The organism is Nonomuraea sp. SYSU D8015, assembly GCF_008065375.1.
In the GTDB taxonomy this organism is placed as follows: domain Bacteria; phylum Actinomycetota; class Actinomycetes; order Streptosporangiales; family Streptosporangiaceae; genus Nonomuraea.
Genome location: NZ_VJYI01000039.1, coordinates 18437 through 38703, shown reverse-complemented (window position 1 = coordinate 38703; position 20267 = coordinate 18437). Strand labels below are relative to the sequence as shown.

Annotated in this window: 23 protein-coding genes and 2 pseudogenes; 13 read left to right on the top strand and 12 right to left on the bottom strand. The window is 72.1% G+C overall.

What is annotated here, in order from left to right:
• Nucleotides 1-41: 41 nt before the first annotated feature.
• Nucleotides 42-227, bottom strand: coding sequence for a hypothetical protein (locus ID574_RS56325; protein ID WP_188197330.1), 186 nt, complete (start codon nt 225-227; stop codon nt 42-44).
• Nucleotides 228-337: 110 nt separating this feature from the next.
• On the opposite strand from ID574_RS56325, the gene ID574_RS61260 reads away from it, so the two are divergent.
• The 5 genes from ID574_RS61260 (at nt 338) to ID574_RS62180 (ending at nt 3148) form a co-directional block, all read left to right on the top strand.
• Entirely contained in the window at nt 338-496 is a 159-nt protein-coding gene (locus tag ID574_RS61260; RefSeq protein ID WP_223168122.1) for a hypothetical protein, read from the top strand.
• Complete coding sequence (locus ID574_RS56320) at nt 493-1254, top strand: helix-turn-helix transcriptional regulator (RefSeq protein ID WP_262496183.1); 762 nt, start codon at nt 493-495, stop codon at nt 1252-1254. Before ID574_RS61260 ends, ID574_RS56320 begins: the two co-directional genes overlap by 4 nt.
• A 369-nt stretch (nt 1255-1623) precedes the next feature.
• Complete coding sequence (locus tag ID574_RS56315; RefSeq protein WP_188197329.1) at nt 1624-1800, top strand: hypothetical protein; 177 nt, start codon at nt 1624-1626, stop codon at nt 1798-1800.
• 123 nt (nt 1801-1923) lie between these two features.
• Nucleotides 1924-2835 (top strand): hypothetical protein, encoded by a 912-nt coding sequence (locus ID574_RS56310; RefSeq protein ID WP_188197328.1) that lies wholly within the window; start codon nt 1924-1926, stop codon nt 2833-2835.
• 184 nt (nt 2836-3019) lie between these two features.
• Nucleotides 3020-3148 (top strand): hypothetical protein, encoded by a 129-nt coding sequence (locus ID574_RS62180; protein ID WP_262496185.1) that lies wholly within the window; start codon nt 3020-3022, stop codon nt 3146-3148.
• Between the two features lie 185 nt (nt 3149-3333).
• On the opposite strand, the pseudogene ID574_RS63290 reads toward ID574_RS62180, so the two are convergent.
• Nucleotides 3334-3426, bottom strand: a pseudogene (locus ID574_RS63290) (ABC transporter ATP-binding protein); the annotation flags it as partial.
• 226 nt (nt 3427-3652) lie between these two features.
• Between ID574_RS63290 and ID574_RS56295 the strand changes: the two are divergent.
• Together ID574_RS56295 and ID574_RS56290 are read left to right on the top strand one after the other, a co-directional pair.
• Complete coding sequence (locus ID574_RS56295) at nt 3653-4849, top strand: sensor histidine kinase (protein WP_188197327.1); 1197 nt, start codon at nt 3653-3655, stop codon at nt 4847-4849.
• Nucleotides 4834-5505, top strand: coding sequence for a response regulator (locus ID574_RS56290; protein ID WP_188197326.1), 672 nt, complete (start codon nt 4834-4836; stop codon nt 5503-5505). The genes ID574_RS56295 and ID574_RS56290 overlap by 16 nt, the downstream gene beginning before the upstream one ends.
• Nucleotides 5506-5550: 45 nt before the next feature.
• Here the strand turns inward: ID574_RS56290 and secD are convergent, their stop codons facing one another.
• The 4 genes from secD to ID574_RS56270 form a co-directional block, all read right to left on the bottom strand.
• Nucleotides 5551-7785: a protein translocase subunit SecD gene (secD, locus tag ID574_RS56285; protein ID WP_188197325.1), complete on the bottom strand. Its 2235-nt coding sequence runs from the start codon at nt 7783-7785 to the stop codon at nt 5551-5553.
• Nucleotides 7786-7823: 38 nt separating this feature from the next.
• A complete protein-coding gene (locus ID574_RS56280; RefSeq protein ID WP_188197324.1) occupies nt 7824-8168 on the bottom strand; it encodes a hypothetical protein in 345 nt (114 codons plus the stop codon).
• A 67-nt stretch (nt 8169-8235) separates the two neighbouring features.
• Nucleotides 8236-8892 (bottom strand): response regulator, encoded by a 657-nt coding sequence (locus ID574_RS56275; protein ID WP_188197323.1) that lies wholly within the window; start codon nt 8890-8892, stop codon nt 8236-8238.
• Nucleotides 8889-10064, bottom strand: a complete 1176-nt coding sequence (locus ID574_RS56270; RefSeq protein WP_223168119.1) for a sensor histidine kinase — start codon at nt 10062-10064, stop codon at nt 8889-8891. Before ID574_RS56270 ends, ID574_RS56275 begins: the two co-directional genes overlap by 4 nt.
• A gap of 103 nt (nt 10065-10167) precedes the next feature.
• Between ID574_RS56270 and ID574_RS63285 the strand changes: the two genes are divergently transcribed.
• Nucleotides 10168-10548: a DUF418 domain-containing protein gene (locus ID574_RS63285; protein WP_223168118.1), complete on the top strand. Its 381-nt coding sequence runs from the start codon at nt 10168-10170 to the stop codon at nt 10546-10548.
• The gene (locus tag ID574_RS56260; protein ID WP_223168117.1) at nt 10545-11330 is read left to right on the top strand and encodes an SDR family oxidoreductase; all 786 of its coding nucleotides are present in this window, start codon (nt 10545-10547) and stop codon (nt 11328-11330) included. The genes ID574_RS63285 and ID574_RS56260 overlap by 4 nt, the downstream gene beginning before the upstream one ends.
• Here the strand turns inward: ID574_RS56260 and ID574_RS56255 are convergent.
• Nucleotides 11327-12226 (bottom strand): MBL fold metallo-hydrolase, encoded by a 900-nt coding sequence (locus ID574_RS56255; protein WP_188197321.1) that lies wholly within the window; start codon nt 12224-12226, stop codon nt 11327-11329. The two genes, ID574_RS56260 and ID574_RS56255, sit on opposite strands and share 4 nt — an antisense overlap.
• A gap of 113 nt (nt 12227-12339) precedes the next feature.
• On the opposite strand from ID574_RS56255, the gene ID574_RS56250 reads away from it, so the two are divergent.
• Complete coding sequence (locus ID574_RS56250; protein WP_188197320.1) at nt 12340-13233, top strand: LysR family transcriptional regulator; 894 nt, start codon at nt 12340-12342, stop codon at nt 13231-13233.
• 74 nt (nt 13234-13307) lie between these two features.
• Here ID574_RS56250 and ID574_RS56245 read toward each other — a convergent pair.
• Nucleotides 13308-13802 (bottom strand): annotated as a pseudogene (locus ID574_RS56245) (TauD/TfdA family dioxygenase); the annotation flags it as partial.
• Between the two features lie 170 nt (nt 13803-13972).
• Between ID574_RS56245 and ID574_RS56240 the strand changes: the two are divergent.
• On the top strand, nt 13973-14788 hold the full coding sequence (locus tag ID574_RS56240) for an NAD(P)H-binding protein (RefSeq protein WP_188197319.1): 816 nt from the start codon (nt 13973-13975) through the stop codon (nt 14786-14788).
• Nucleotides 14789-14811: 23 nt separating this feature from the next.
• Nucleotides 14812-15672, top strand: a complete 861-nt coding sequence (locus ID574_RS56235; RefSeq protein ID WP_188197318.1) for a haloalkane dehalogenase — start codon at nt 14812-14814, stop codon at nt 15670-15672.
• Here the strand turns inward: ID574_RS56235 and ID574_RS56230 are convergent.
• Nucleotides 15669-16553 carry a class I SAM-dependent methyltransferase gene (locus ID574_RS56230; protein ID WP_188197317.1) on the bottom strand — a complete coding sequence of 295 codons (885 nt, stop codon included), beginning with the start codon at nt 16551-16553 and terminating at the stop codon, nt 15669-15671. The genes ID574_RS56235 and ID574_RS56230 overlap by 4 nt on opposite strands.
• A 55-nt stretch (nt 16554-16608) precedes the next feature.
• On the bottom strand, nt 16609-17373 hold the full coding sequence (locus ID574_RS56225; protein ID WP_188197316.1) for an SDR family oxidoreductase: 765 nt from the start codon (nt 17371-17373) through the stop codon (nt 16609-16611).
• Nucleotides 17374-17548: 175 nt separating this feature from the next.
• Here ID574_RS56225 and ID574_RS56220 point away from each other — a divergent pair, with 175 nt between their 5' ends.
• Nucleotides 17549-18415 (top strand): helix-turn-helix domain-containing protein, encoded by an 867-nt coding sequence (locus ID574_RS56220; RefSeq protein WP_188197315.1) that lies wholly within the window; start codon nt 17549-17551, stop codon nt 18413-18415.
• Here the strand turns inward: ID574_RS56220 and ID574_RS56215 are convergent.
• Nucleotides 18399-19610 (bottom strand): cytochrome P450, encoded by a 1212-nt coding sequence (locus ID574_RS56215; RefSeq protein WP_188197314.1) that lies wholly within the window; start codon nt 19608-19610, stop codon nt 18399-18401. The genes ID574_RS56220 and ID574_RS56215 overlap by 17 nt on opposite strands.
• 21 nt (nt 19611-19631) lie before the next feature.
• Complete coding sequence (locus ID574_RS56210) at nt 19632-20228, bottom strand: TetR/AcrR family transcriptional regulator (RefSeq protein ID WP_188197313.1); 597 nt, start codon at nt 20226-20228, stop codon at nt 19632-19634.
• Nucleotides 20229-20267: the final 39 nt, after the last annotated feature.

The following is a 20267-nucleotide window of genomic DNA, read 5'->3' as shown; positions in this document are numbered from 1 at the left end:
GCTCGCCGGGCCCTTCCCCGTCCCCGGCGAGATCGGGACGGTCACCTCGACGGCTTCGCCTCGAGCCAGGTGACCACCACAAGGATGATCACCGCGGCTACGAAGAATGCCGCGATGGTCACGATGGTGGCGTCCAAGATCGCCATGAACTGGCCGGCCAGGATCACGGTGAGGAGCCGGCCTGTCCTGCCTGGTCCGGTCGAGGCCAGTGCGGTGGAGGTGGTCATGGCGTACGAGCGTGCGCGTCGCTGGAGTGCCGCGCAGGGCGTACTCATCCTGGTAGCGGCACGACCTGGTACCAGAACGGGCGTTGGGCCAGGATGGGAAGGTGTCTTCGATGAGCCCCGGGGTGCAGCGCCGCAGCGAGCTGGCGACGTTTCTGCGCAGCCGGCGCGAGCACCTCACTCCCGACGACGTGGGTCTGCGCCGGGGATACGGCGGCGCACGCCCGGTCTGCGCCGCGAGGAGGTCGCACTGCTGGCCGGGGTGGGAGTGACTTGGTACACGTGGCTGGAGCAGGGCCGGCCGATCAACCCCAGCGTTCAGGTACTCGACGCGATCGCCCGTACGCTCCGCCTTGATCACGCCGAGCGCGAGCACCTGTACCGGCTCGCGGATGTGCCGGGCCTGCCGCGCGCCGAGGAGCATGGCTTGCTGGATCCCCAGGTTCAGCTCATCCTCGACACGCTCAATCCGCCGGCCGCGGCGGTGTACTGCAGCCGCTTCGACCTGCTCGCCTGGAACAGCACGTTCATCGGGCTGTTGCCTGCCTTTGTGGCGGCCGCCCCCGAGTCGCGCAATGCCATCTGGGAGCACTTCACCAGTCCATCATGCTGCAACCCGTACGTGGATCCCATGGCCGAGGTCAGGCCCCTGGTGGCCATGCTGCGTGCCGCCTTCGGCCGTCACCTGGCCGAACCCGCCTGGACGGAGTTCGTCCGCCGACTGTCGGCTCAAAGCCCCGCGTTCGCGCGCCTGTGGAGCACTCATGACGTTGCCCAGCCAGGCGCGCATGTCAAGGTCCTCCGCTACGAGGATGTCGGCGAGATACGGTTGTCTCGGCAACGGCTGGCGCACCTGGCCGCCCGACCGAATCGGCACTGTTTCCTGCCTGCTCACCTTCACACGGGTTCCGCGCCTGGGACCGAGACGGACACGGCACCGACCGGCTCACCTGCCGCGCCCGATTCCTCCTCGACCACTACGTCGGACCCGGCCTGGCCGCGCTGTAGTCCTCGAGCACACCTGACGTGATCAATATGCCTGAAAGACCCCGAATACTTGTGAGGCAAGGAGCCGCTCACACTACTGGCGCCGGCCGGTAGCGTGCATGGTCAGATGTGATAGCGCACGAGCTGATCACGTGCTGTGCCATTCGCGAAAACGCGAGGGTGTGGTGTTCCTGCGCCAGTGCACCGACGCGGAAGGGAGCCGCGACGTGATCGCTTCCAAGGGGCAGGGCGCCGATGCGCGCCACGGTGGTCGAGGGCGCCCACGGGGCTTTGAGTCTCTCGGCTCTCATCGAGGGCAGACCTTAGTTTAGCGCTGGTCGCGCACTTCGAGCGGGGGCTGGAGGCCGCCAGGATTGACCATGCTTCATTGAACGGAGTATTGTTGCCGGGCGTGCCAGAAAGATCCACATCGGCGCTGATCGTGATAGTCACGTCCACGGCCTCCGAGCGGGGCGCAGGGGACGGGCCGCAGCACGTCCAGGCGGGCGACTGTTGCGGCCGTGCTCGGCGCATGCTGGAAGGGTCGCTGGCGGCCGAAGGCCGCACGACCTGCCAGATCGGGCGGTAGCCGGCTCGTACGCGAGCCGCGGAAGATGCAGATCACGCATGCCGGCGGGAGCGCCACCGCGAGCGGTACAGGTGCCTCGGCGGTCGCGTGCGCGCGTGACGCGGAAAAACGGGGAGACCGACCATGAACACCATCGGAAAGATCACCTTGGCCCTGGCCGCGACGGCCCTACTAGGCGGCTGCGGGAGTGTCGGCGAGCCGGCGGGGAAGAGCGCTTCGCCTCCCTCGAAGCCGGCCTCGACGGCGCAGGAGAAGAGACGCCAGTTCGAATCCGTCAAGGCGGACTGCATGAAGCAGAAGGGCTTCACGTACATCGCCTATATGCCGCAGGAGGTTCCCGACACCGACGAGGAGCGCAAGCGCAGAGCCGGCGACTATGAGGCGTTGAAGGCCCAGCGGGCGAAGTACGGTTTCGGGGTCTTCGCGACATACGTCCACCCGAACGCCCCAGACGCCCCAGACAATATGCCCGACATGTCAGGGGCCGACCCCAACGGAGATATCTGGACGAAACTCTCCCCGGCGCAGCGCGGCAGTTACTTCAAGGCCGTGAGCGCCTGCGTCGTCGTCGCGACCGAGCAGGCCCTCGGCAAGAAGGTGACGTCCGACACGGACCTGTTCGAACAGCGCGCCGCCGCCGCGGAGAAGGCGTTTGAGCGCGAGATCGACGGCGACGCCGAACTGGTCGAGCTGGCATCGAGCATGGCCACGTGCCTGACGGACAAAGGGTACAAAGTCTCCGACACCACACCGTCGCAAATGTCGACGCGCGGCTGGGCCGAGTTCCTCGAGCAGGAGGACGAGATCGCCCGCAGGCAGCGCGAGGACGTTCCCGACGTGCCCTCGCCCCCCAAGAAGGGCGAGACCCGGCGGACCTTCGGGGCCAAGCTCACGCCCGCCGAGGCCAAGCCGTACCTGGACAAGGAGATCAAGGCCGCCCTGGACGATCTGGAGTGCGGCAAGGACTTCTATCGCGTCTACACCCCCAAATCGGAGGCCATCGATCAAAGGGTCACCGAGGAATTCGGCAGCTGACGCGGTCACGCTTTTGAGCCCCGACCGAAAGCAGTGGGTCTGTCCCCTGCGTTCCGCAGATGTGTCTGAGAAAAGCAGACGAACACGAGATCTGAGCTGGGAAAACGCATGAACGCACGCTGATGCGTCGTGTCGCGGCTCACCGGAGCCGAAGAAGCGCCGGAGGGGACCAACCGTCGGCTTCGTGGCCGCCCGCTCGGACAGCCTGATCAGGCTCGCGTACGTCCAGCATGCCGCCGAGGACCTCCTGCAGAGCACGTTGCCCAAAGACGGCCGGCCGCTGGCGCAGGATCCGCGGCAACCCGGAAAATGACGGAGACCTCGTCGTGGTCCGTCCAGCTCCCGACCCCCAGGAACGGCGGCAGCCCGCGGGCAGGCAGCGGCGCCGGTGGGTTGGTGACGGGGTCCGGCCAGCCGACGCAGGCCAGCGGCCACCACGATCGCTGCCCCCGCGGCGGGGATCTCCAGCCCGAGTACGGCCCGCATGGTCGTGGACTTGCCGGCGCCGTTCGGCCCCAGGAATCCGGTCACCAGTCCCGGTTTCACCGTGAAGGTCAGGTCGTCCACGGCCGGCGTGCGGCCGTACCGCATGGTCAGGCCCGTCACTTCGATCACGTCTCTCCCCCGTTCGCTTGCCGGGCTCGATCGGCTCGGTCCGATCCGCTGGGCCAGCCTCGCGGCCGGGAGGCCTGGCCTCCATGGGCGTCGGCCCACCGGCCGGGGTGGGAAAAATGTCCCCCTCGGCGGTGGGGCCGGCCCCACCGCCTTCTCCTCGCCGGCAGGGCAGACTGCACCTGTGATGGGGAGAGGACCCGCGATGCGCACCGCCGTTGCAGGCGCGCTGGCGTACGCCAAGAAGGGACTGAACGGCCTGGCGGCGCTGGCGCAGAACGCCGTCACCGGCCTGCTGGCGCTGGCGCTGCTCGGTCTGCTCCTGGCGAGCGCCGCCCTCGTGCCCCTGGCCGGGCTCGGGCTGGCGCCCCTCGGCCACGTGCTCGTGCTCGTCGGCCGCCTGGCCGGTTTCCAGCGCCGCTGGGCGGGCCGGGTGCTCGGCCGGGACAGGGCCATGGCGACCGCGCACGCGACCCGGCGGACCGGTCTGGCGTCGGTGCTGCGCGACCCCGGCACGCGGCGTGAGCTCGCCTGGCTGCCCGTACACGCGGTCACGGGACCCGCCCCCGTGGTGGCGGTGTGGGCGATGCTGGCCGCCCTGGACTATGTGTCCTTCCGGCTGACGCCGGTGGAGTTCAGCAGGCTGAACACGTTCTCCCTCAGCCTGTCCATGGTGGCCATCGCGGTGGTCATCCTCATGCTCATCCCCGTGTTCCGCACTGGCCAGGCCCGCCTGGCCCTGCTGCTGCTGGACGCGGGCCCCGCACCGGACGCCCGGATTCAGGAGCTGACCGCGTCACGGGCCGCGGTGGTCGACGCGCGTGAGGCCGAGCTGCGCCGCATCGAACGCGACCTGCACGACGGCGCGCAGGCCAAGCTGATCGCCATCCGCATGCACCTGGGGCTTGCCCGCGGCTGCCGGGACCCCGGTGAGATGCTGCGGATGATCGACGAGGCGCGGGAGGTCGCCGGTCAGGCGCTGACGGACCTGCGTGACCTGGTCCGCGGCATTCACCCTCCGGTGCTGGCCGACCGCGGGCTGGCCGGCGCCATCGAGGCGTCCGCGCTGCTGTGCCCGATGCCGGTCGAGGTCGACATCGTCCTGCCCGGCCGCCTGCAGCCGCCCGTCGAGTCCGCCGTCTACTTCGCCGCCGCCGAGGCCTTGGCCAACGTGGCCAAGCACAGCGGTGCCTCCTGCGCCTGGGTACGGCTTCGGCACGCCGCCGGTGTGCTGCGTCTGACCGTGGGCGACGACGGGCGCGGCGGAGTCCGCCGGGACAAGGGCACCGGCGTGCGAGGCATCGAGGACCGACTGTCCGCCTTCGACGGCTCGCTCACCGTGAGCAGTCCCCCCGGCGGCCCGACCGAACTGACCATGGAGCTCCCATGCGCGTTGTCATAGCCGAGGATCTCGCACTCTTGAGGGACGGGCTGGTCCGCCTGCTGTCGGCGAACGGCTTCACCGTGGTGGAGGCGGTGGACAACGGCCCCATGCTGCTGAACGCGCTGGTCCGGCACCGCCCGGACGTGTCGGTGATCGACGTACGGCTGCCGCCCGGCTTCACCGACGAAGGGCTGCGCGCCGCGCTGGAGGCGCGCAGCCGGATCCCGGGGCTGCCCGTGCTGATCCTGTCGCAGTACGTGGAGCAGCTGTACGCCAGGGAGCTGCTGTCCGACCGCTCCGGCGGGGTGGGATACCTGCTGAAGGACCGGGTGGGCGACGTCGACAGGTTCGTCGACGCGGTACGCCAGGTCGCCGGGGGCGGCACCGCGATGGACCCCGAGGTGGTCACGCAGCTGCTGACCCGCCGCAGCCGGGACGAGCCGCTGGCGGCGCTGACCCCCCGAGAGCGCGAGGTGCTCGCGCTGATGGCGGAGGGCATGTCCAACCTGGCCATCGCCGCCCGCTTCCAGGTGACCGACAAGGCCATCGCAAAGCACACGAACAACATCTTCGCCAAGCTCGGCCTTCCGCCGTCGGACGACCACAACCGCCGCGTCATGGCGGTCCTGGCCTACCTGCAGGCCACGCCCGCACCCTCGAGATCATCGAAGTAGCGTCCGCGCAGAGCCGGAGTCCCCCGCCCGCAGGCGGGGGACCAGTCAGACCACCGCCCCCGTCCCCTCACGGCTCCGCGCCGGCCGCCTGACCGGGGTGGTGGGCGGCCGGGCGTCGAACCTGGACAGCACCACGGCCGCCGGACCGGCCACGAACGCCGACGACAGCGTGCCCACGACGATCCCGGCCACCAGCGCCATGGCGAAGTCCCGCAGCGAGTCCCCGCCGAACGCCATCAGCGCCACCAGGATGAACAACGCGCCGAGCCCGGTGTTGACGGTACGCGGCAACGTCTGCAGGATCGCCCCGTCCACCGCCCTGGCGAACGGCTCCTTCGGATGGGCCGCCCACAGCTCCCTGACCCTGTCGAACACCACCACCTTGTCGTTGACCGAGTACCCGACGATCGTGAGCATCGCCGCGACGAAGATCCCGTCGACGGGCTTGCCCAGCCACGCGAACAGCCCCACCACCACCGTCACGTCCACCAGCAGCGCCAGCACCGCCGCCGCCCCGAACGTCCACCTGAACCTGACCGCCAGGTAGACCAGCTGCATGGCCACCGCCACGCCGAGCGCGACCAGGGCGTTGCGGCGCAGCTCCGCGCCCAGGCTGGGGCCGATGAACTCCTCGCGCCGCTTGCTCACCTCGCCCCCGTACGGCTCCAGCGCCTGCTCGATCCTGGCCGACTCCTCCAGGCCGAGCCCCGCCGCCCGTACGGTGACGCCGTCGCCGGTGGCCTGCACCACCGCCGACGGGAACCCGGCCCGCGCGACCGCCTGCCCGGCGACGTCGGCCGGGACCGGCCTGGAGGTGGCGAACTCCACGAGCCGCCCGCCGGTGAACTCCACGCCGACGTTCAGCCCGTGCACGGCCAGCCCTGCCACGGCCACCGCCGCGAGGCCGCCCGCGATCGCCAGCCACAGCCTCCTGGCATCCATGAGCGGGGGACGGCGATCCGCCAGCCAGGCCCGTACGGCTCCCCGCGAGCCCAGCCCGGACGCGCGCGGCCCGATCCGGTCGATCACGGCGTTGAGCAGGACGCGGGTGATCAGCATGGCCGACACCAGCGAAGCCAGCACACCGACAGCCAGCGTCACGCCGAAGCCCTTGACCGGCCCCGACGCCAGCCAGAACAGCAGCCCGGCGGCGATGAGGGTGGTGACGTTGGAGTCGGCGATCGCGCTCCAGGCGTTCTTGAAGCCCAGGTCGACCGAGCGCCGCAGGCCGCGCCGCGGCCCGTGCTCCTCCCTGGCCCGCTCGAAGACCAGCACGTTGGCGTCGATGGCCATGCCGATCGCCAGCACGAACCCGGCCAGCCCCGGCAGCGTGAACGTCGCGCCCATCGCCACCAGCGCCGCATACGAGATCAGCCCGTAGCAGGCCAGCGCCACCGCCGCGAGCAGCCCCGACACCCGGTAGACGGCGATGATGAACGCGGCGGTGAGCGCCAGCCCGACGACGGCCGCCTTGGCGCTGGCCTCGATGGCGGCCTCCCCGAGCGTCGGGCCGACCGTGCGCTGCTCGACCAGGCTCAGCGGGACGGGCAGCGCGCCGCCCTTGATCAGCACGGCCAGGTCGCGGGCCTCCTCGTGGGTGAACGAGCCGGTGATGTCGGCACTGGCGCCCGGGATGCCGGTGCGGCAGGCGATCGACGGGTCGAGCGGCGGCGAGGAGATGATCTCCTCATCGAGCACGATGGCGATCCTGCGTTTGGGATCGCCCTGTGGCTCGCACGCCGCCGCGCCGGTGAGCCGCTGCCAGGCGGCGGCGTCGCGGAAGTCGATGCGGACCCACCAGCCGGGGCCGCGCTGGGGGTCGCTCTGCTCGACGGCGTCGCTCACGCCGTCGCCGGTGATGGCGGCGGGGCCGAGCTTGAGGAGGCCGCCGTCCTCGTCTCGCACCGCCGAGGGGTCGCCTGCCTCGGCCGCGCCGGTCACGGGATGGAAGGCCAGCTGAGCGGTCCGGCCGATGACGTCGGCGGCCTGGCGGGGGTCGAGCACGCCGGGCAGCTCGACGATGATCCGCCGCTCGCCGGAGCGGACCAGGGTGGGGTCGACCACGCCGAGCGCGTCCGCCCGCTGGCGGAGCACGTCGAGGGCGCGGTCGGTGGCGGCCGAGTCGGCCTTGACGGTCGGCGAGTCCTTCGCCTCGAAGACGAGCTGGGTGCCGCCGCGCAGGTCCAGGCCCAGTCGCGGCGCGGTGGTCAGGGCAAGGGCTAATGAGATCGCGATGACGGCGAGCGCCGCCACCGCACGCCAGAACGGCGCACGGAACATGGAAGCCTCCACAGGCTCTGAAGTGCGGACAGGGAATCTCAGAACCCTGTGGAGGGCGGCCCGCGCGCCGGCGTCGCCGCCGGTCGCCGGTCGGCCGGGGCGTGCGCGCCCGGGCGCGCGACGACGGCGGTCCAGGCACGCGCCGGGTGCGGCAGGCCGGACGGCAGCACGGCCGGGCCGGCGGGGCCCGCCAGCCCCAGCAGGCCGTGCCGGGCGTGGAGCATGGAGTGGCGGTACGGCTCCTGGCCCACCCCTGGCTGCTCCTGCGCCCGCCAGGCCGACACCACCGGGACGGGCAGGTGTTCCACGGCCCGGGCGTGGGCGGTCGCGGGCATGAACCACGACAGCAGGAGGAGCAACGCGGCAGGCAGCCTGGTCCGCATGCCCCCTCCCTCCCCGATCGCCGTGCCCTCACCGTAGCGCGCCCGGGCCTTCGGGGAGGGCGGAGTTCTACCCGTTGCCCATCAAGCGGCTCTCCCACGCCCAGGAGGCGATCCCGACCCGGTTGCGCACGCCGAGCTTGGCCTGGACGGCGGAGACGTGGCCCTTGACCGTGCTGAGCGAGATGAACAGCTCGGCGGCGATCTCCTGGTTGGTACGGCCCCTGGCGATCGCCCGGACGACCTCGGTCTCCCGCTGCGACAGCGGCTGCGCGGGCACGCGGGCGGACGGCATGCCGGAGGCCGTCACGTGGCGCAGCAGCCGCAGCGTGATCGACGGCGAGATCAGGGCGTCCCCGGCGGCGGCCGCCCGTACGGCCTCCACCAGCAGGGCGGGTCCGGCGTCCTTCAGCACGAATCCGACGGCGCCGCCGCGCAGCGCGCCGTAGACGTACTCGTCGAGGTCGAAGGTGGTGACCACGACCACCCGGAGCGGGGCGGGCACGCCGGGACCGGCCAGGGCCCGGGTGACCTCGATGCCGTCCATGCCGGGCATCTGGACGTCGACCAGGCACACGTCCGGGCGCAGCCGCCGGGCGAGAGCGACCGCCTCGTCGCCGTCCGCGGCCTCGGCGACGACGCTGATGTCGGGCTGGTCCTCCAGAATGACGCGCAGGCTGGCGCGGACCATCGCCTGGTCGTCGGCCAGCAGGACGCTGATCGTCATCGGCGCTCCCGCGCGGGCAGGGGCAGGGTGGCATGCACGGACCAGCCGGATCCCGGACGGGGGCCGGCTTTCAGCGTGCCGCCCAGGGCCTCCAGGCGTTCGCGCATGCCGACCAGGCCGTAACCGCCGCGGCGGTGGTGCCGGGGCGGGACGCGCGGGGCGTCGTCAGTGACCTCGACGGTGACGGCGGCAGCCTCGCGGGCGACGGTGACCCGGACGGAGCGGGCGTCGGGGGCATGGCGGGAGACATTGGTCAGCGACTCCTGGACCACCCGGTAGACGGTGCTGGCCACCTCGGGCGGCCAGCCCTGCTCGTCCTCGCCGTCGGGCAGGCTGAGGCGCACTTCCGGGCCGTCGAAGCGCTCCACCAGGTCGGTGACGGTGTCGCGGTGAACCGTGGGCTGGGCGCCGTCGCGCAGCAGGCCGACGAGGCGGCGTGTGGCGGCCAGCGCGTCCGAGCCGGCGGTCTCGATGCCGGACAGGGAGTCGTTCAGCCGGTCCGGCTGCTTGCGGGCGAGGACCTGGGCGGCCTGGGCCTGGAGCACGATGCCGGTGACGTGGTGGGCGACCACGTCGTGCAGTTCCCTGGCGAGCTGGAGGCGCTCGTGGCGGCGTACGTCCTCGGTCATGGTGCGGCGGCGGGCGGCCAGCAGGCGGGACCTCAGCCCGGCCGCCACGGCCGCGAGCCATCCGGCGAGGTTCAGCATGGTCACGGGCGGGATCTCCATGGACGAGGCGGCGGCGAGCAGGCCGTCGACGGTGACCCGGCTCCCGGCCGTGAGCAGGCTGGCGGCGGCCACCACGAGCCCTCCGGCCGCGACGACGCCCGCCGCCAGGGCCGGGAGCTCCGCGACCGCCGAGCCGACCAGCACGGCCAGGGCGAAGGCCATGGCCGGGCCCGGCTCGGCCGGCAGATCGGCGAACGCGGAGACCAGCACGGCCGCCGACGCCACGGACAGGCCCGCGACCGCCGTCCACAGGCGGCTGCCCCGGCGTGCCACGGCCAGCCCGCACACCACCGCCCCGGCCGCGCATCCGAACTGCCAGTAGCCGCCGCCCCAGGTGCCCGCGATCCGGTCGGCCACGAGGGCCAGCAGCCCGGCGAACGCCACCCCGAGTGCGGCGTCGCCCGCGATGCCGGCGCGCCCGGTCAGTCGATCCCGGACATTCACGCCGACCAGGTTAGGAGGCCGGCACCCGCCGGATGAACCGGCCGAAAGTACGATCTGAGCCCCCGCTTTCGACCCGTGCCGCCCCGTCGCCGGGATCCGCCGCATGAGGGCCCATGCCACGAGAAGACGTCACCCCACCGCCTGCCGACGGCCCTTCCGGGCATCCCCTCGCGCCGCTGGGCCTCGGGATGGTACTGACCGACTACCTGGCCGCGACGGTCCTCGTCCTGCCGATCGCCCGCTTCTTGGAGCCTCGCCGGACGGCTGGTCCACGACGACGGTGCTGCTGTTCTCCGGCGGTGTCCTCGCCGTCCAGTGGGTGTGGTCCACGCTCTGGCTGCGGCGATACCGCCAGGGACCGCCCGAATGGCTCTGGCGCTGGGCCCGCCGCCCCGCCCCTGCGGGTGTCCTGACCGATCGGCAGGACGCTCCCGGAAAAGCGGTTGCTGTGCCGAAGCCGATCTCGAAAGGATCTCGTCCGTGACGACCACCGATGATCAGCGCTCCTCCGCCGTCCCCCGCCCGCTGGCGCTGGTGACCGGCGTCGGCCGCACCGTCGGCATCGGCGCGGGCATCGCCCGCCACCTCGCGTCAGCCGGCTGGAACGTCGCCTTCACGTTCTGGACCCCGTACGACCAGCGCATGACCTGGGGCGTCGAGGCCGGCGCGACCGACGCCATCGCCAGAGACCTCGCTGAGCGCGGCGCCGCCACCGCGGCCGTCGAAGCGGACCTCTCCGACCCCGACAGCCCCGCCGCCGTCTTCGACGAGGTCGAGCGCCGTCTCGGCGGGGTCACGGCCCTGGTGATGTGCCACTGCGAGTCGGTCGCCTCCGGTCTGCTCGACACCACCGTCGAGAGCTTCGACCGGCATTTCGCGGTCAACGCGCGCGCCACCTGGCTGCTGATCCGCGAGTACGGCCGGCGTTTCACCGGCGCCCACGGAACGGGACGCATCATCAGCCTCACCAGCGACCACACCGTCGGCAACCTCCCGTATGGAGCGAGCAAGGGCGCCCTGGACCGCATCACCCTGGCCGCCGCGCACGAGCTCGCCCACCTCGGCGTCACCGCCAACTCCATCAACCCGGGACCGGTGGACACCGGCTGGATGTCCGACGAGGTGCGGGAGCAGCTGCTCGGCCGGGTGCCGCTCGGCCGCCTCGGCACCCCGCAGGACGCCGCGCACCTCGTGGAGTTCCTGTGCTCACCCCGCGGCCAGTGGGTCAACGGCCAGCTGCTGATGAGCAACGGCGGCTTCGGCTAGGATCCCGCGTCGTGCTCGGCGCACAGGCAGCCGACGCCCTTTTCGATCCATTCCCGTCCGGCCCATTCCGGGTGCCGTGCGATCATCAGCGCGGAGATCTCCTCGACGATCGTCTCCTCGCTCATGGCCGAGTCGCGGCGGGCCCACGTCTCGTCGCGCAGCAGCTGCAGGTAGTCGCGTACGTCGGCCAGCAGCTGCGCGTCCCCGACGGCGCCGTGGCCGGGCACCACGACCCGCGGGCGCTCGTCGGCGAGCCGCCGCATGACGGCGAGCCAGCGCGTGCCCGAGACGTCAGTGTCGTGCGGCGGGAACCACGGGAAGATCGCGAACTGCCCGGCCTCCACCAGATCCCCGGTGAACAGGACACCCGCGTCCGGCACCTCGACCACCTGGTCGCCCTTGCTGTGCGCCCGCCCGGTGGCTCGCAACCGCACCACCCGGCCGCCCAGGTCGAGGTCGTGGGCCTGGTCGTAGACGAGGTCGGGCTGCCCCAGCTCGACCCCTTCGAGCCGGCGCGCGACCGGCTCGCCGAGCCCTCGGAACATCTCGACGTAGCCGGGGCCCTTCAGCCGCAGGTCCTCCGCCTGGTCCCGGTTGATCAGGTACGTCGCCTCGCCGGCGAACGTCCGGGCGCCGAACGCGTGCTCAGGATGGAAATGCGTCGTGGTCAAATACAACGTGCGGCCTTTGGCGTAGTCGGCCGCGAACGCCAAGACGGTTTCCGCGTTACGGGGCCCCATTCCCGTTTCGACGACGAGAACGGAATGCCGGCCGCCGATGACGCCGATGTTCGGCACCAGAGGCACGCCCGGATTCGGGATCACCACCATGTCGCGGGCGAGTTCCCGCACATCACTGAGGTCCACGACCGGGTCGGGCATCAGCTGTTCCGCCATCTCGACTCCTGGAAATTCACGACGACTGGGCATGTCGCATTCGACCGCGTGACGTCCGAGGCGTCCAACACCGATTCCGCGCCCTCGATACCGGACCGGTATCGTTGCCGCTGATGGACCTGCGCACGCTGCGTTATTTCGTGGCGGTCGCCGAAGAGCTCCACTTCGGCCGGGCCGCCGCGCGCCTGCACATGACACAACCGCCGTTGAGCAGGGCCATCAAGCAGCTGGAGACCGATCTCGGCTGCGAGCTGCTCCGCCGCTCGCCCACGGGCGTGGCCCTCACCCCGGCCGGAGCCGCGCTCCTTGACGAGGCGCGCACGCTGCTGGCGCGGGCCGAGCAGGCCCGGGCCCGGGTCGTCGCGGCCGCCGGCACGGCCACCCTCACCATCGGCACCCTGGCCGACAGCGCCGAACTGGCCGGAACCCGGCTGGCGGCCGCCTACCGGCACCACCACCCCGGGGTTGACGTCCGCGTCCGTGAGGCCGACTTCACCGACCCGACCGCCGGGCTGCGGGCCGGGCTCGTGGACGTCGCGCTGACCAGGTCGCCGTTCGACGACACCGGCCTCGTCACCCACGTCCTGCGCTCCGATCCGGTGGCGGCGGTGCTGCGGTCCGACGATCCACTGGCCGGGCGCGACAGCCTGCGCCTGCAGGACCTCGCCGACCGGCGATGGTTCCGGTTCCCCGAGGGCGTCGACCCGATATGGCGGGCGTTCTGGGCCGGTCCCAGCGGCCGAGATCACGACGGCCCGGTGGTGCGAACGGCCCACGAGTGCCAGCAGGCCGTCCTGTGGAACGGCAGCGTGGGTCTGATGCCGCACGGCCACCACCCCCTGCCCGAGGGGCTCACCGCCGTCCTCTTGGCCGACATGCCGCCGAGTCACCTCGTCGTGGCCTGGAGGGGCGCCGACCCCGGCCCCCTCATCCGCTCGTTCATCCGAATCGCCGTCTCCGTCCACCGGCCCGCCCGGGGCGCCTCGGCCGAGGCCGCAGCGCTGTAGGACGGACCGCCCGCGGTGCATCCGCCCCTCCCGTTCGGCTGCGGGCGACGGGCTTGCCGCGGGCCGGCAAGGGCTCAGCGGGGCGGGCCGGTGGTGAGCCAGAGGCGGAGCAGGTGGCGGCGGTGCTCCGGCTCAGGGTGATCCTCATAGGCGGTGCGGCTGTGCAGGACGACGTGGTTGTTGAGGAACTGCAGGTCGCCCTCTCGCAGGTCCATGGTCAGCGCGAAGCGCGGGTCGTCGGTCAGTCGGTCGAGGAGGTCCATCAGCTCCCGCTGCGCGGCGGTGAACGGCGGCACGCCGGCGCCCCGCTGCGCCGAGCGGAGGTAGTCGGGGCCGTAAGAGACCGACACGCGGCCGCCGGGGCGTGGGGTGCAGAGCGGCTTGGTGCAGAAGCTGTCGGGGCCGTCGCCGGTGCGCCGGTCGTGCCACCACGGCTGGTAGAGCAGCTCCGCCAGGTCCGGCCGGGTGCGTACGAGCTCGTTGTGGACCGCCACGGAGCTGACGATGGCGCTGAGCCCGCCGGACTTGGCCGGGTGCAGGCAGAGCAGGGCGACGATGTCGGTGGGGTCGCTGTGGTAGCCGAGCCGTCATCGCCTCGGTGGGCACGCCCTGGACCAGCACGAACCCGCGGCGGAACCCGCGAGTTAGTGAGCTGACTCACTATGGACAGACGCCTTACTGAACCGCTATGGTCTCCCTTGTAAGTCAGCTAACTAACTAACTTCTTGGGAGCAAGAACATGATCGTAGTAACGGGCGCCACCGGCAACGTCGGCGGCGAGCTGGTCCGGCTGCTCGCCGCCGCGGGCGAGCAGGTCACCGCGGTGTCCCGGCGGACCGCCCCGCTTCCCGACGGTGTCCGGCACGTATCCGGCGACCTGGCCGAGCCCGCGAGCCTGAAGGCGGCCCTCGACGGGGCCGACGCGCTGTTCCTGCTCGTCGCCGGGGAGGACCCCCGGGCCGTTCTGGAGGCGGCGAAGGCGGGCGGGATCCGGCGCGTCGTCCTGCTCTCCTCGCAGGGCGCCGGGACCCGCCCGGAGGCGTACGCCCACCCGGTCGCCTTCGAGGAGGCGGTGCGCGGGTCCCGGCTGGAGTGGACGATCCTGCGGCCGGGCGGCTTCGACTCCAACGCCCTGGCCTGGGCCGAGCCGATCCGCGTCCACCGGACGGCCGCGGCGCCGTTCGGCGACGTCGGGCTGCCGACCGTCGACCCGGCCGACATCGCCGAGGTCGCGGCCGCGGTGCTGCGGGAGGACGGGCACGCCGGCCGTACCTACGTGCTCACCGGGCCGCGGCCGGTCACCCCGCGCGAACGCGCGGCGGCGATCGGGGCCGCGCTGGGCACGGAGGTGCGGTTCGTGGAGCAGACCAAGGAGGAGGCCCGCGCGCAGATGCTGCGGTTCATGCCGGAGCCGGTCGTCGAGGGCACCCTGGCCATCCTCGGCACGCCGGCCCCCGCCGAGCGGCAGGTCAGCCCCGACGTGGAACGCGTTCTGGGGCGCGCGCCGCGCGCCTTCGCCGACTGGGCCGCCCGCAACGTCGCGGCCTTCCGCTGACCCGGCCCGCTGGAGACCTGACCATGCCCATCCAGAAGGTGCTCGACTCCACCATGTCCTACCGGGAGCTCGGCGTCGGCGCGCCGATCGTCTTCCTGCACGGCAACCCGACCTCATCCCACCTGTGGCGGCACGTCATGCCCGCCGTCGGCACCGGCCGCCGCCTCGCCCCCGACCTGATCGGCATGGGCGAGTCGGGCAAGCCCGCCATCGGTTACACCTTCGCCGACCACGCCCGCTACCTGGACGCCTGGTTCGACGCGCTCGGCCTCGAGGACGTGGTGCTCGTCGGCCACGACTGGGGCGGCGCGCTGGCCTTCGACTGGGCCGCCCGCCACCCGGGACGGGTACGCGGGATCGCCTTCACCGAGGCCGTCGTCAAGCCGATGAGCTGGGAGGAGTTCCCCGAAGGCGGCCGCGACCTGTTCCGCGCGATCAGGACGGAGGGCGTCGGCGAGTTTATGATCCTCGACGACGACGCCTTCCTTCGGCAGACCTTCCCCGCCACCGTCGCCGCGCCGCTCGCCGAGGAGGACCTGGCGGCGTACCTGCGGCCGTACCCGACCAGGGAGAGCCGCCTGCCGTTGCTGCGCTGGCCGCGCTCGATGCCGCTGGGCGGGGAGCCCGCCGACGTCGTGGCCAGGATGGAGGACTTCGGCCGGTGGGCCGCCACCAGTGTGGAGGTGCCCAAGCTGTTGATCGGCTTCCGCCCCGGCCCTGGCACGATGTGGGTGCCCGAGACCATCGCCTGGTGCGCCGCCACCATGGCGTCCCTCGAGATCACGGAGCACGACGCCATCGCCGGCCACCACACCCCGGAGGACCAGCCCTTGGCCATCGCGGCGGCCGTGACGGAGTGGATGGCCAAGCGCCGCTCGAGTTAGCCGGCCAGCTGGAAATGCCAGACGACCATCGACGGCTCCCCCGCGACGGCCGCCCGCGCCGCCTCGGGAACCATGTCGCACAGGACCCACGGCCACACGTCCCACGGCCCCAGGGTCTCGGTGGCCGCGGGCAGGGGCACGCCGTCGGACTCGAGCGGTGGTTCCTCGCAGCGGCGTACCTGCAGGCCCGCCGCCAGCGCGGCGCGGAGGTAGTCGCCGATCGGATGGTGATAGGTGGCGACCCGCGCCGGACGCCCGTCGGGCAGACGCACGGGCGGGACCACGCCGCGCGCCACCCCGCTCGGGTGCACGTCCGAGATGACCACGTGCCCGCCGGGCCGCAGCACCCGGGCGAACTCGGCCAGCACCGGGTCCAGCGCGGGCACATGCGTCAACGCCAAGGAGCACGTCACCAGATCCACTGCCTCGTCGGGCAGCGGCAGCCGGTTGAGATCGCCGAGGTGGAACTCGCCCTGCGGCACGCGCTCCCGGGCCCGGGCCAGCATGTCGGGCGAGCTGTCCACGCCGAGGACCCGGTGTCCGCGGCCGGACAGGTAGGCCGCGAGCCGTCCGGTGCCGCAGGCGGCGTCCAGGGCGTCGCCTGCGGGCAGCGCGTCGACGATGTCCCTGATGAAGGGCTCGTCGATGTCGAAGGCGGAGTTGGGGCCGTCGTACGTCTTCGACCAGATCTCGTAGCCCTCGACCGTGTCCACGCGGGCGACTTCCACGGCGGCGTTCGCCAGCGTGTCGTCGTCGAGGAGCTTGCGGATCTCGCTGAGGCGCGCCTCGACGAACTCGCGGTCGTGCTCGCCCCTGAAGGACCGCAACAGGGCGACGCCTTCCAGGCCGAGGACATAGGCCAGGGGATGCTCGTAGATCACCGCGCCACGCTAGCGACGCGCGTGACGCCGGCGCCAGCGAATTTCGCCCGCCTCGTCAGGCGGGTTGGCCCGTGGGCATGATCGTGACCTGCTGCAGGTTGGCGCGTGGCGGCAACGCGGCGAGGAAGCCGACCGTCTGGGCCACGTCCTGCGGGGTGAGCCACTCCATCGACTGCCTGGCGCCGGCCAGCCACTCCTGCGCACCCGGGTCGGTGACGTGGTCCTGCAGCTCGGTGCCGACGATGCCGGGCTCGATCGCCGACACGCGCACGTTCTTCCCGCCGAGCTCGGCCCGCAGGTGCCGGGACAGGTGAGTGACGTACGCCTTGGTGCCCGAGTAGACGGCGAAGGTGGGGAAGATGTTCTGCGCGGCGATGGAGGAGACGTTGACCAGGTCGGCCACGCCGCGCTCCGCCGCGGCCTCGACCAGCTGCGGGACGAACGCGGCGATCGCGTTCATCACGCCGGTGACGTTCAGGTCGATCTGGCGCCGCCACTGGTCGGTGGCGAGCTCCTCGATCGGCGCGGGCAGCATCACTCCGGCGTTGTTGAGCAACAGATCGGCCACGCCGAGCTCGGACCGCACCCGGTCGGCGGCGGCCTGGAGGGCGGCCGCGTCGGTCACATCGGCGACCAGGGCCAGTGCGGCGCCGCCGTTCTTCTCGATGCGGGCCACCAGGTCGTTCAGCCGGTCGGCGCGTCGTGCCAGGACCGCCACCTTGGCGCCCAGCGAGGCCAGGTGCTCGGCCGTGGCCTCGCCGATGCCGCTGGAGGCACCGGTGATCACAGCGACCCGGCCGGAGAGCGTTGCGTCGGACATCGTGTCCTCGCCTTTCATCAGTGAGATGGCTGAGTGCGGGCGGTTCGCCCGCCGCTTCTTCAGCACATCACCGGGAACGCCGGCCGTCGGGGCCAAAACCGACCCTGCCGAGGCAGGTACCGGCAGGGCCACCCTGGCGGTGCGGGCCCACCCGGGCCCCAGGCACACTGGAGGCATGGCAAGCAGTTCCGCGGTCTCCGATTTCCTGCGCCGGCGGCGCGCCCGCCTGACTCCCGAGGAGGCCGGCCTGCCTGCCGACGGGCGGGTCAGACGGGTTCCCGGGCTGCGGCGCGACGAGGTCGCCCGCCTGGCCGGGGTCAGCGTCGAGTACTACACGCGGCTGGAGCAGGGCCGCGCCGCCAACCCTTCACCCGAGGTCATCGACAACGTGGCCCGCGCCCTGCGTCTCGACGCCACAGAGCGTGAGCACCTGCTGGACCTGCTCGCCCGGCCGGCCCCCGCCCGGCGCGCCCCTGCCCCGCCGCAGCGCGTGCGGCCCGGGCTGCACCTGATGCTCGAGACCCTCCAGCACGTGCCCGCCTTCGTGCTCGGCCGCCGTACCGACGTGCTGGCCGCCAACCGGCTGGCCCGCATGGTGATCATCGACTTCGAGGCCATGCCCGCGCCCCAGCGCAACATGGCCCGCTACTACCTGCTCGACCCGGAGGCCCGCGAGCGGGTGGGCGACTGGGAGCAGGTGGCCGCCGAGACCGTGGCCGTCCTCCGGCTGGAGGCGGGCCGCCATCCGGACGACCGCCGGCTGCGCGACCTGGTGGGCGAGCTGATGGTGCGCTCGCCGGAGTTCCCCGCCTGGTGGAACGACCACCGGGTGCTGCGCCGGACGCACGGCGTCAAGCGCTACCACCACCCTGACGTGGGCGAGCTCGTCTTCGCCTACGAGTCGCTCGAGCCTCCCGGCGACCCGGACCAGACCTTGTGCGTCTACAACGTCGAGCCCGGCTCGCCGACCGCCGAGTCGCTGCGGCTCCTGGCCGACTGGACCGCTCCCCAGCCGGTGCGCCCGCTCACCCGCGGCCGCTGAAGCGGACCGGCATGTGCTTGATGCCGTTGATGAAGTCCGAGCGCATCCGCCTGACCGGCCCGGCGTGCTCGGCCGCCGGGTAGCGGCGCACCAGCTCCCTGATCATGCAGCGGATCTGCATCCTGGCCAGCCCGGCGCCCAGGCAGAAGTGCGGTCCTCCGCCGCCGAACGTCACGTGGTCGTTGGGGTTGCGCCGGAGGTCGAGGGTGTAGGGGTCGGTGAAGACCTCCTCGTCGTAGTTGGCCGAGACGTAGAAGGTGACCACCTTCTCGCCTGCGGCGATCGGCTGCCCGTGCAGCTCGGTGTCCCTGGTCGCGGTACGCCGGAAGTTGTGGATCGACGAGCCCCAGCGCAGGAACTCCTCGGTGGCGCTGCGCCACAGTTCCTCGTCGTCGAGGTTCGCGGCCAGCTCCCGGTAGCCGTCCGGGTGCGTGATCAGGGCGTTCATGGCGTGCGCGATGAGGTTGCGGGTGGTCTCGTTCCCGGCGACGAACAGGATCGCGAAGAACATGCCGATCTCGTCCCTCGTCAGCCGGTCGCCGTCGACCTCGGCCTGCACCAGGGCGGTGAGGATGTCGTCGCGCGGGTGCTTGCGCCGCTCCTCGACCAGTTCGTCGCAGTACGCGACCGCCTCCGCAGCGGCGATCTCGCCGTCCTCGGGCGTGGTGCGGAAGTCGGGGTCCTGGAATCCGACCATGCGGTTCGCCCAGTCGAGGATCTTGGCGTGGTCCTGCTCGGGGACGCCGACCAGGTCGCAGATCATCTGCAGCGGCAGGTACTGGGCGACGTCGTAGACGAACTCGACCTCGCCGCCTTTGTCCACCACGCGGTCGGCGATCTGCTCGGCGCGCTGCTGGATCTTGTCCTTGAGCTGGGCGATCATCCTGGGCGTGAAGCCGGCGCTGACCAGCCGCCGGTAGCGGGTCTGCTTCGGCGGGTCCATGTTGAGGAGGGTCAGGCTGGCCATGGCGATGAACTCGGGCGTCTGGGTCCGGATGAACGCGGTGCCGAGCTCCGTGGACCAGGTGTGCGCGTCCCTGCTGATCGCCTTCACGTCCTGATATCGGGTGACGGCCCAGAATCCGGTGTCGCCCGGCACCTCGTGCCAGTGGACCGGCGCGTGCCTGCGCAGGTAGGCGAACTGTTCGTGCGGGACCTCGCGCTCCCAGGTGTCTTCCAGCAGGTCGATCTGCATCAGCGCCTCCTTCGATGCGGGCTACGGCAGTCCGAGCAGGTCGCGTAGGTTCTCCACCACGGCCCGGGCCTCGATCGCGGGCGGGTCGAGCCGATGCTGCACGGCGCAGCCGATGAGCAGGGCCAGCACGCCGGCGGCGGTCTGGTCGGGCGAGCGGCGCAGCGGCACCCCGGCCTCGCGGGCCCAGTCGGCGAGCCCTTCGGCGAGGCGGGCGCGGACGTCGGCGTACCGCCGGGCCAGGGGCTCGCCGATGGCGGGGTCGCGGGCGCCGTGCAGCCACAGCTCCAGCTCCAGCAGCAGCCACGCCGCGCCGCGAGCGCCGTCCTCGCGGGTCAGCGCGCCGAACATGGCGGCCAGCCGCTCGTCCAGCCCGGTGACCTCCTCGAACCCGGCGAGCAGCTCGGCCGCGGCCTGCTCCTTCCACACCTCGAGCAGGGCCAGCAGCAGCCCTTCCTTGCCGCCGAAGTGGTTGTAGAGCGCGCCCGTGGTGCGGTCCGCGGCGGCGGCCACCGCCTCGGCGGAAACGGCGTGGAACCCCTTGCGGGCGAACAGGTCGGCCGCGGCGTCGATCAGCCGCGCCCGCGTCTCGGCCCGCCGCTGGTCTTGAGTACGCCCCATCCGGGCCTCCGCGCGTCAACTTATATCCGCTTCCCTATA

Coding starts and splice junctions, on each gene's coding strand:
- ID574_RS56325 (WP_188197330.1), bottom strand. CDS start 227: ATGACCACCTCCACCGCACTGGCCTCGACCGGACCAGGCAGGACAGGC.
- ID574_RS61260 (WP_223168122.1), top strand. CDS start 338: ATGAGCCCCGGGGTGCAGCGCCGCAGCGAGCTGGCGACGTTTCTGCGC.
- ID574_RS56310 (WP_188197328.1), top strand. CDS start 1,924: ATGAACACCATCGGAAAGATCACCTTGGCCCTGGCCGCGACGGCCCTA.
- ID574_RS56295 (WP_188197327.1), top strand. CDS start 3,653: ATGCGCACCGCCGTTGCAGGCGCGCTGGCGTACGCCAAGAAGGGACTG.
- ID574_RS56290 (WP_188197326.1), top strand. CDS start 4,834: ATGCGCGTTGTCATAGCCGAGGATCTCGCACTCTTGAGGGACGGGCTG.
- secD (WP_188197325.1), bottom strand. CDS start 7,785: ATGTTCCGTGCGCCGTTCTGGCGTGCGGTGGCGGCGCTCGCCGTCATC.
- ID574_RS56280 (WP_188197324.1), bottom strand. CDS start 8,168: ATGCGGACCAGGCTGCCTGCCGCGTTGCTCCTCCTGCTGTCGTGGTTC.
- ID574_RS56275 (WP_188197323.1), bottom strand. CDS start 8,892: ATGACGATCAGCGTCCTGCTGGCCGACGACCAGGCGATGGTCCGCGCC.
- ID574_RS63285 (WP_223168118.1), top strand. CDS start 10,168: ATGAGGGCCCATGCCACGAGAAGACGTCACCCCACCGCCTGCCGACGG.
- ID574_RS56255 (WP_188197321.1), bottom strand. CDS start 12,226: ATGGCGGAACAGCTGATGCCCGACCCGGTCGTGGACCTCAGTGATGTG.
- ID574_RS56250 (WP_188197320.1), top strand. CDS start 12,340: ATGGACCTGCGCACGCTGCGTTATTTCGTGGCGGTCGCCGAAGAGCTC.
- ID574_RS56240 (WP_188197319.1), top strand. CDS start 13,973: ATGATCGTAGTAACGGGCGCCACCGGCAACGTCGGCGGCGAGCTGGTC.
- ID574_RS56235 (WP_188197318.1), top strand. CDS start 14,812: ATGCCCATCCAGAAGGTGCTCGACTCCACCATGTCCTACCGGGAGCTC.
- ID574_RS56225 (WP_188197316.1), bottom strand. CDS start 17,373: ATGTCCGACGCAACGCTCTCCGGCCGGGTCGCTGTGATCACCGGTGCC.
- ID574_RS56220 (WP_188197315.1), top strand. CDS start 17,549: ATGGCAAGCAGTTCCGCGGTCTCCGATTTCCTGCGCCGGCGGCGCGCC.
- ID574_RS56215 (WP_188197314.1), bottom strand. CDS start 19,610: ATGCAGATCGACCTGCTGGAAGACACCTGGGAGCGCGAGGTCCCGCAC.
- ID574_RS56210 (WP_188197313.1), bottom strand. CDS start 20,228: ATGGGGCGTACTCAAGACCAGCGGCGGGCCGAGACGCGGGCGCGGCTG.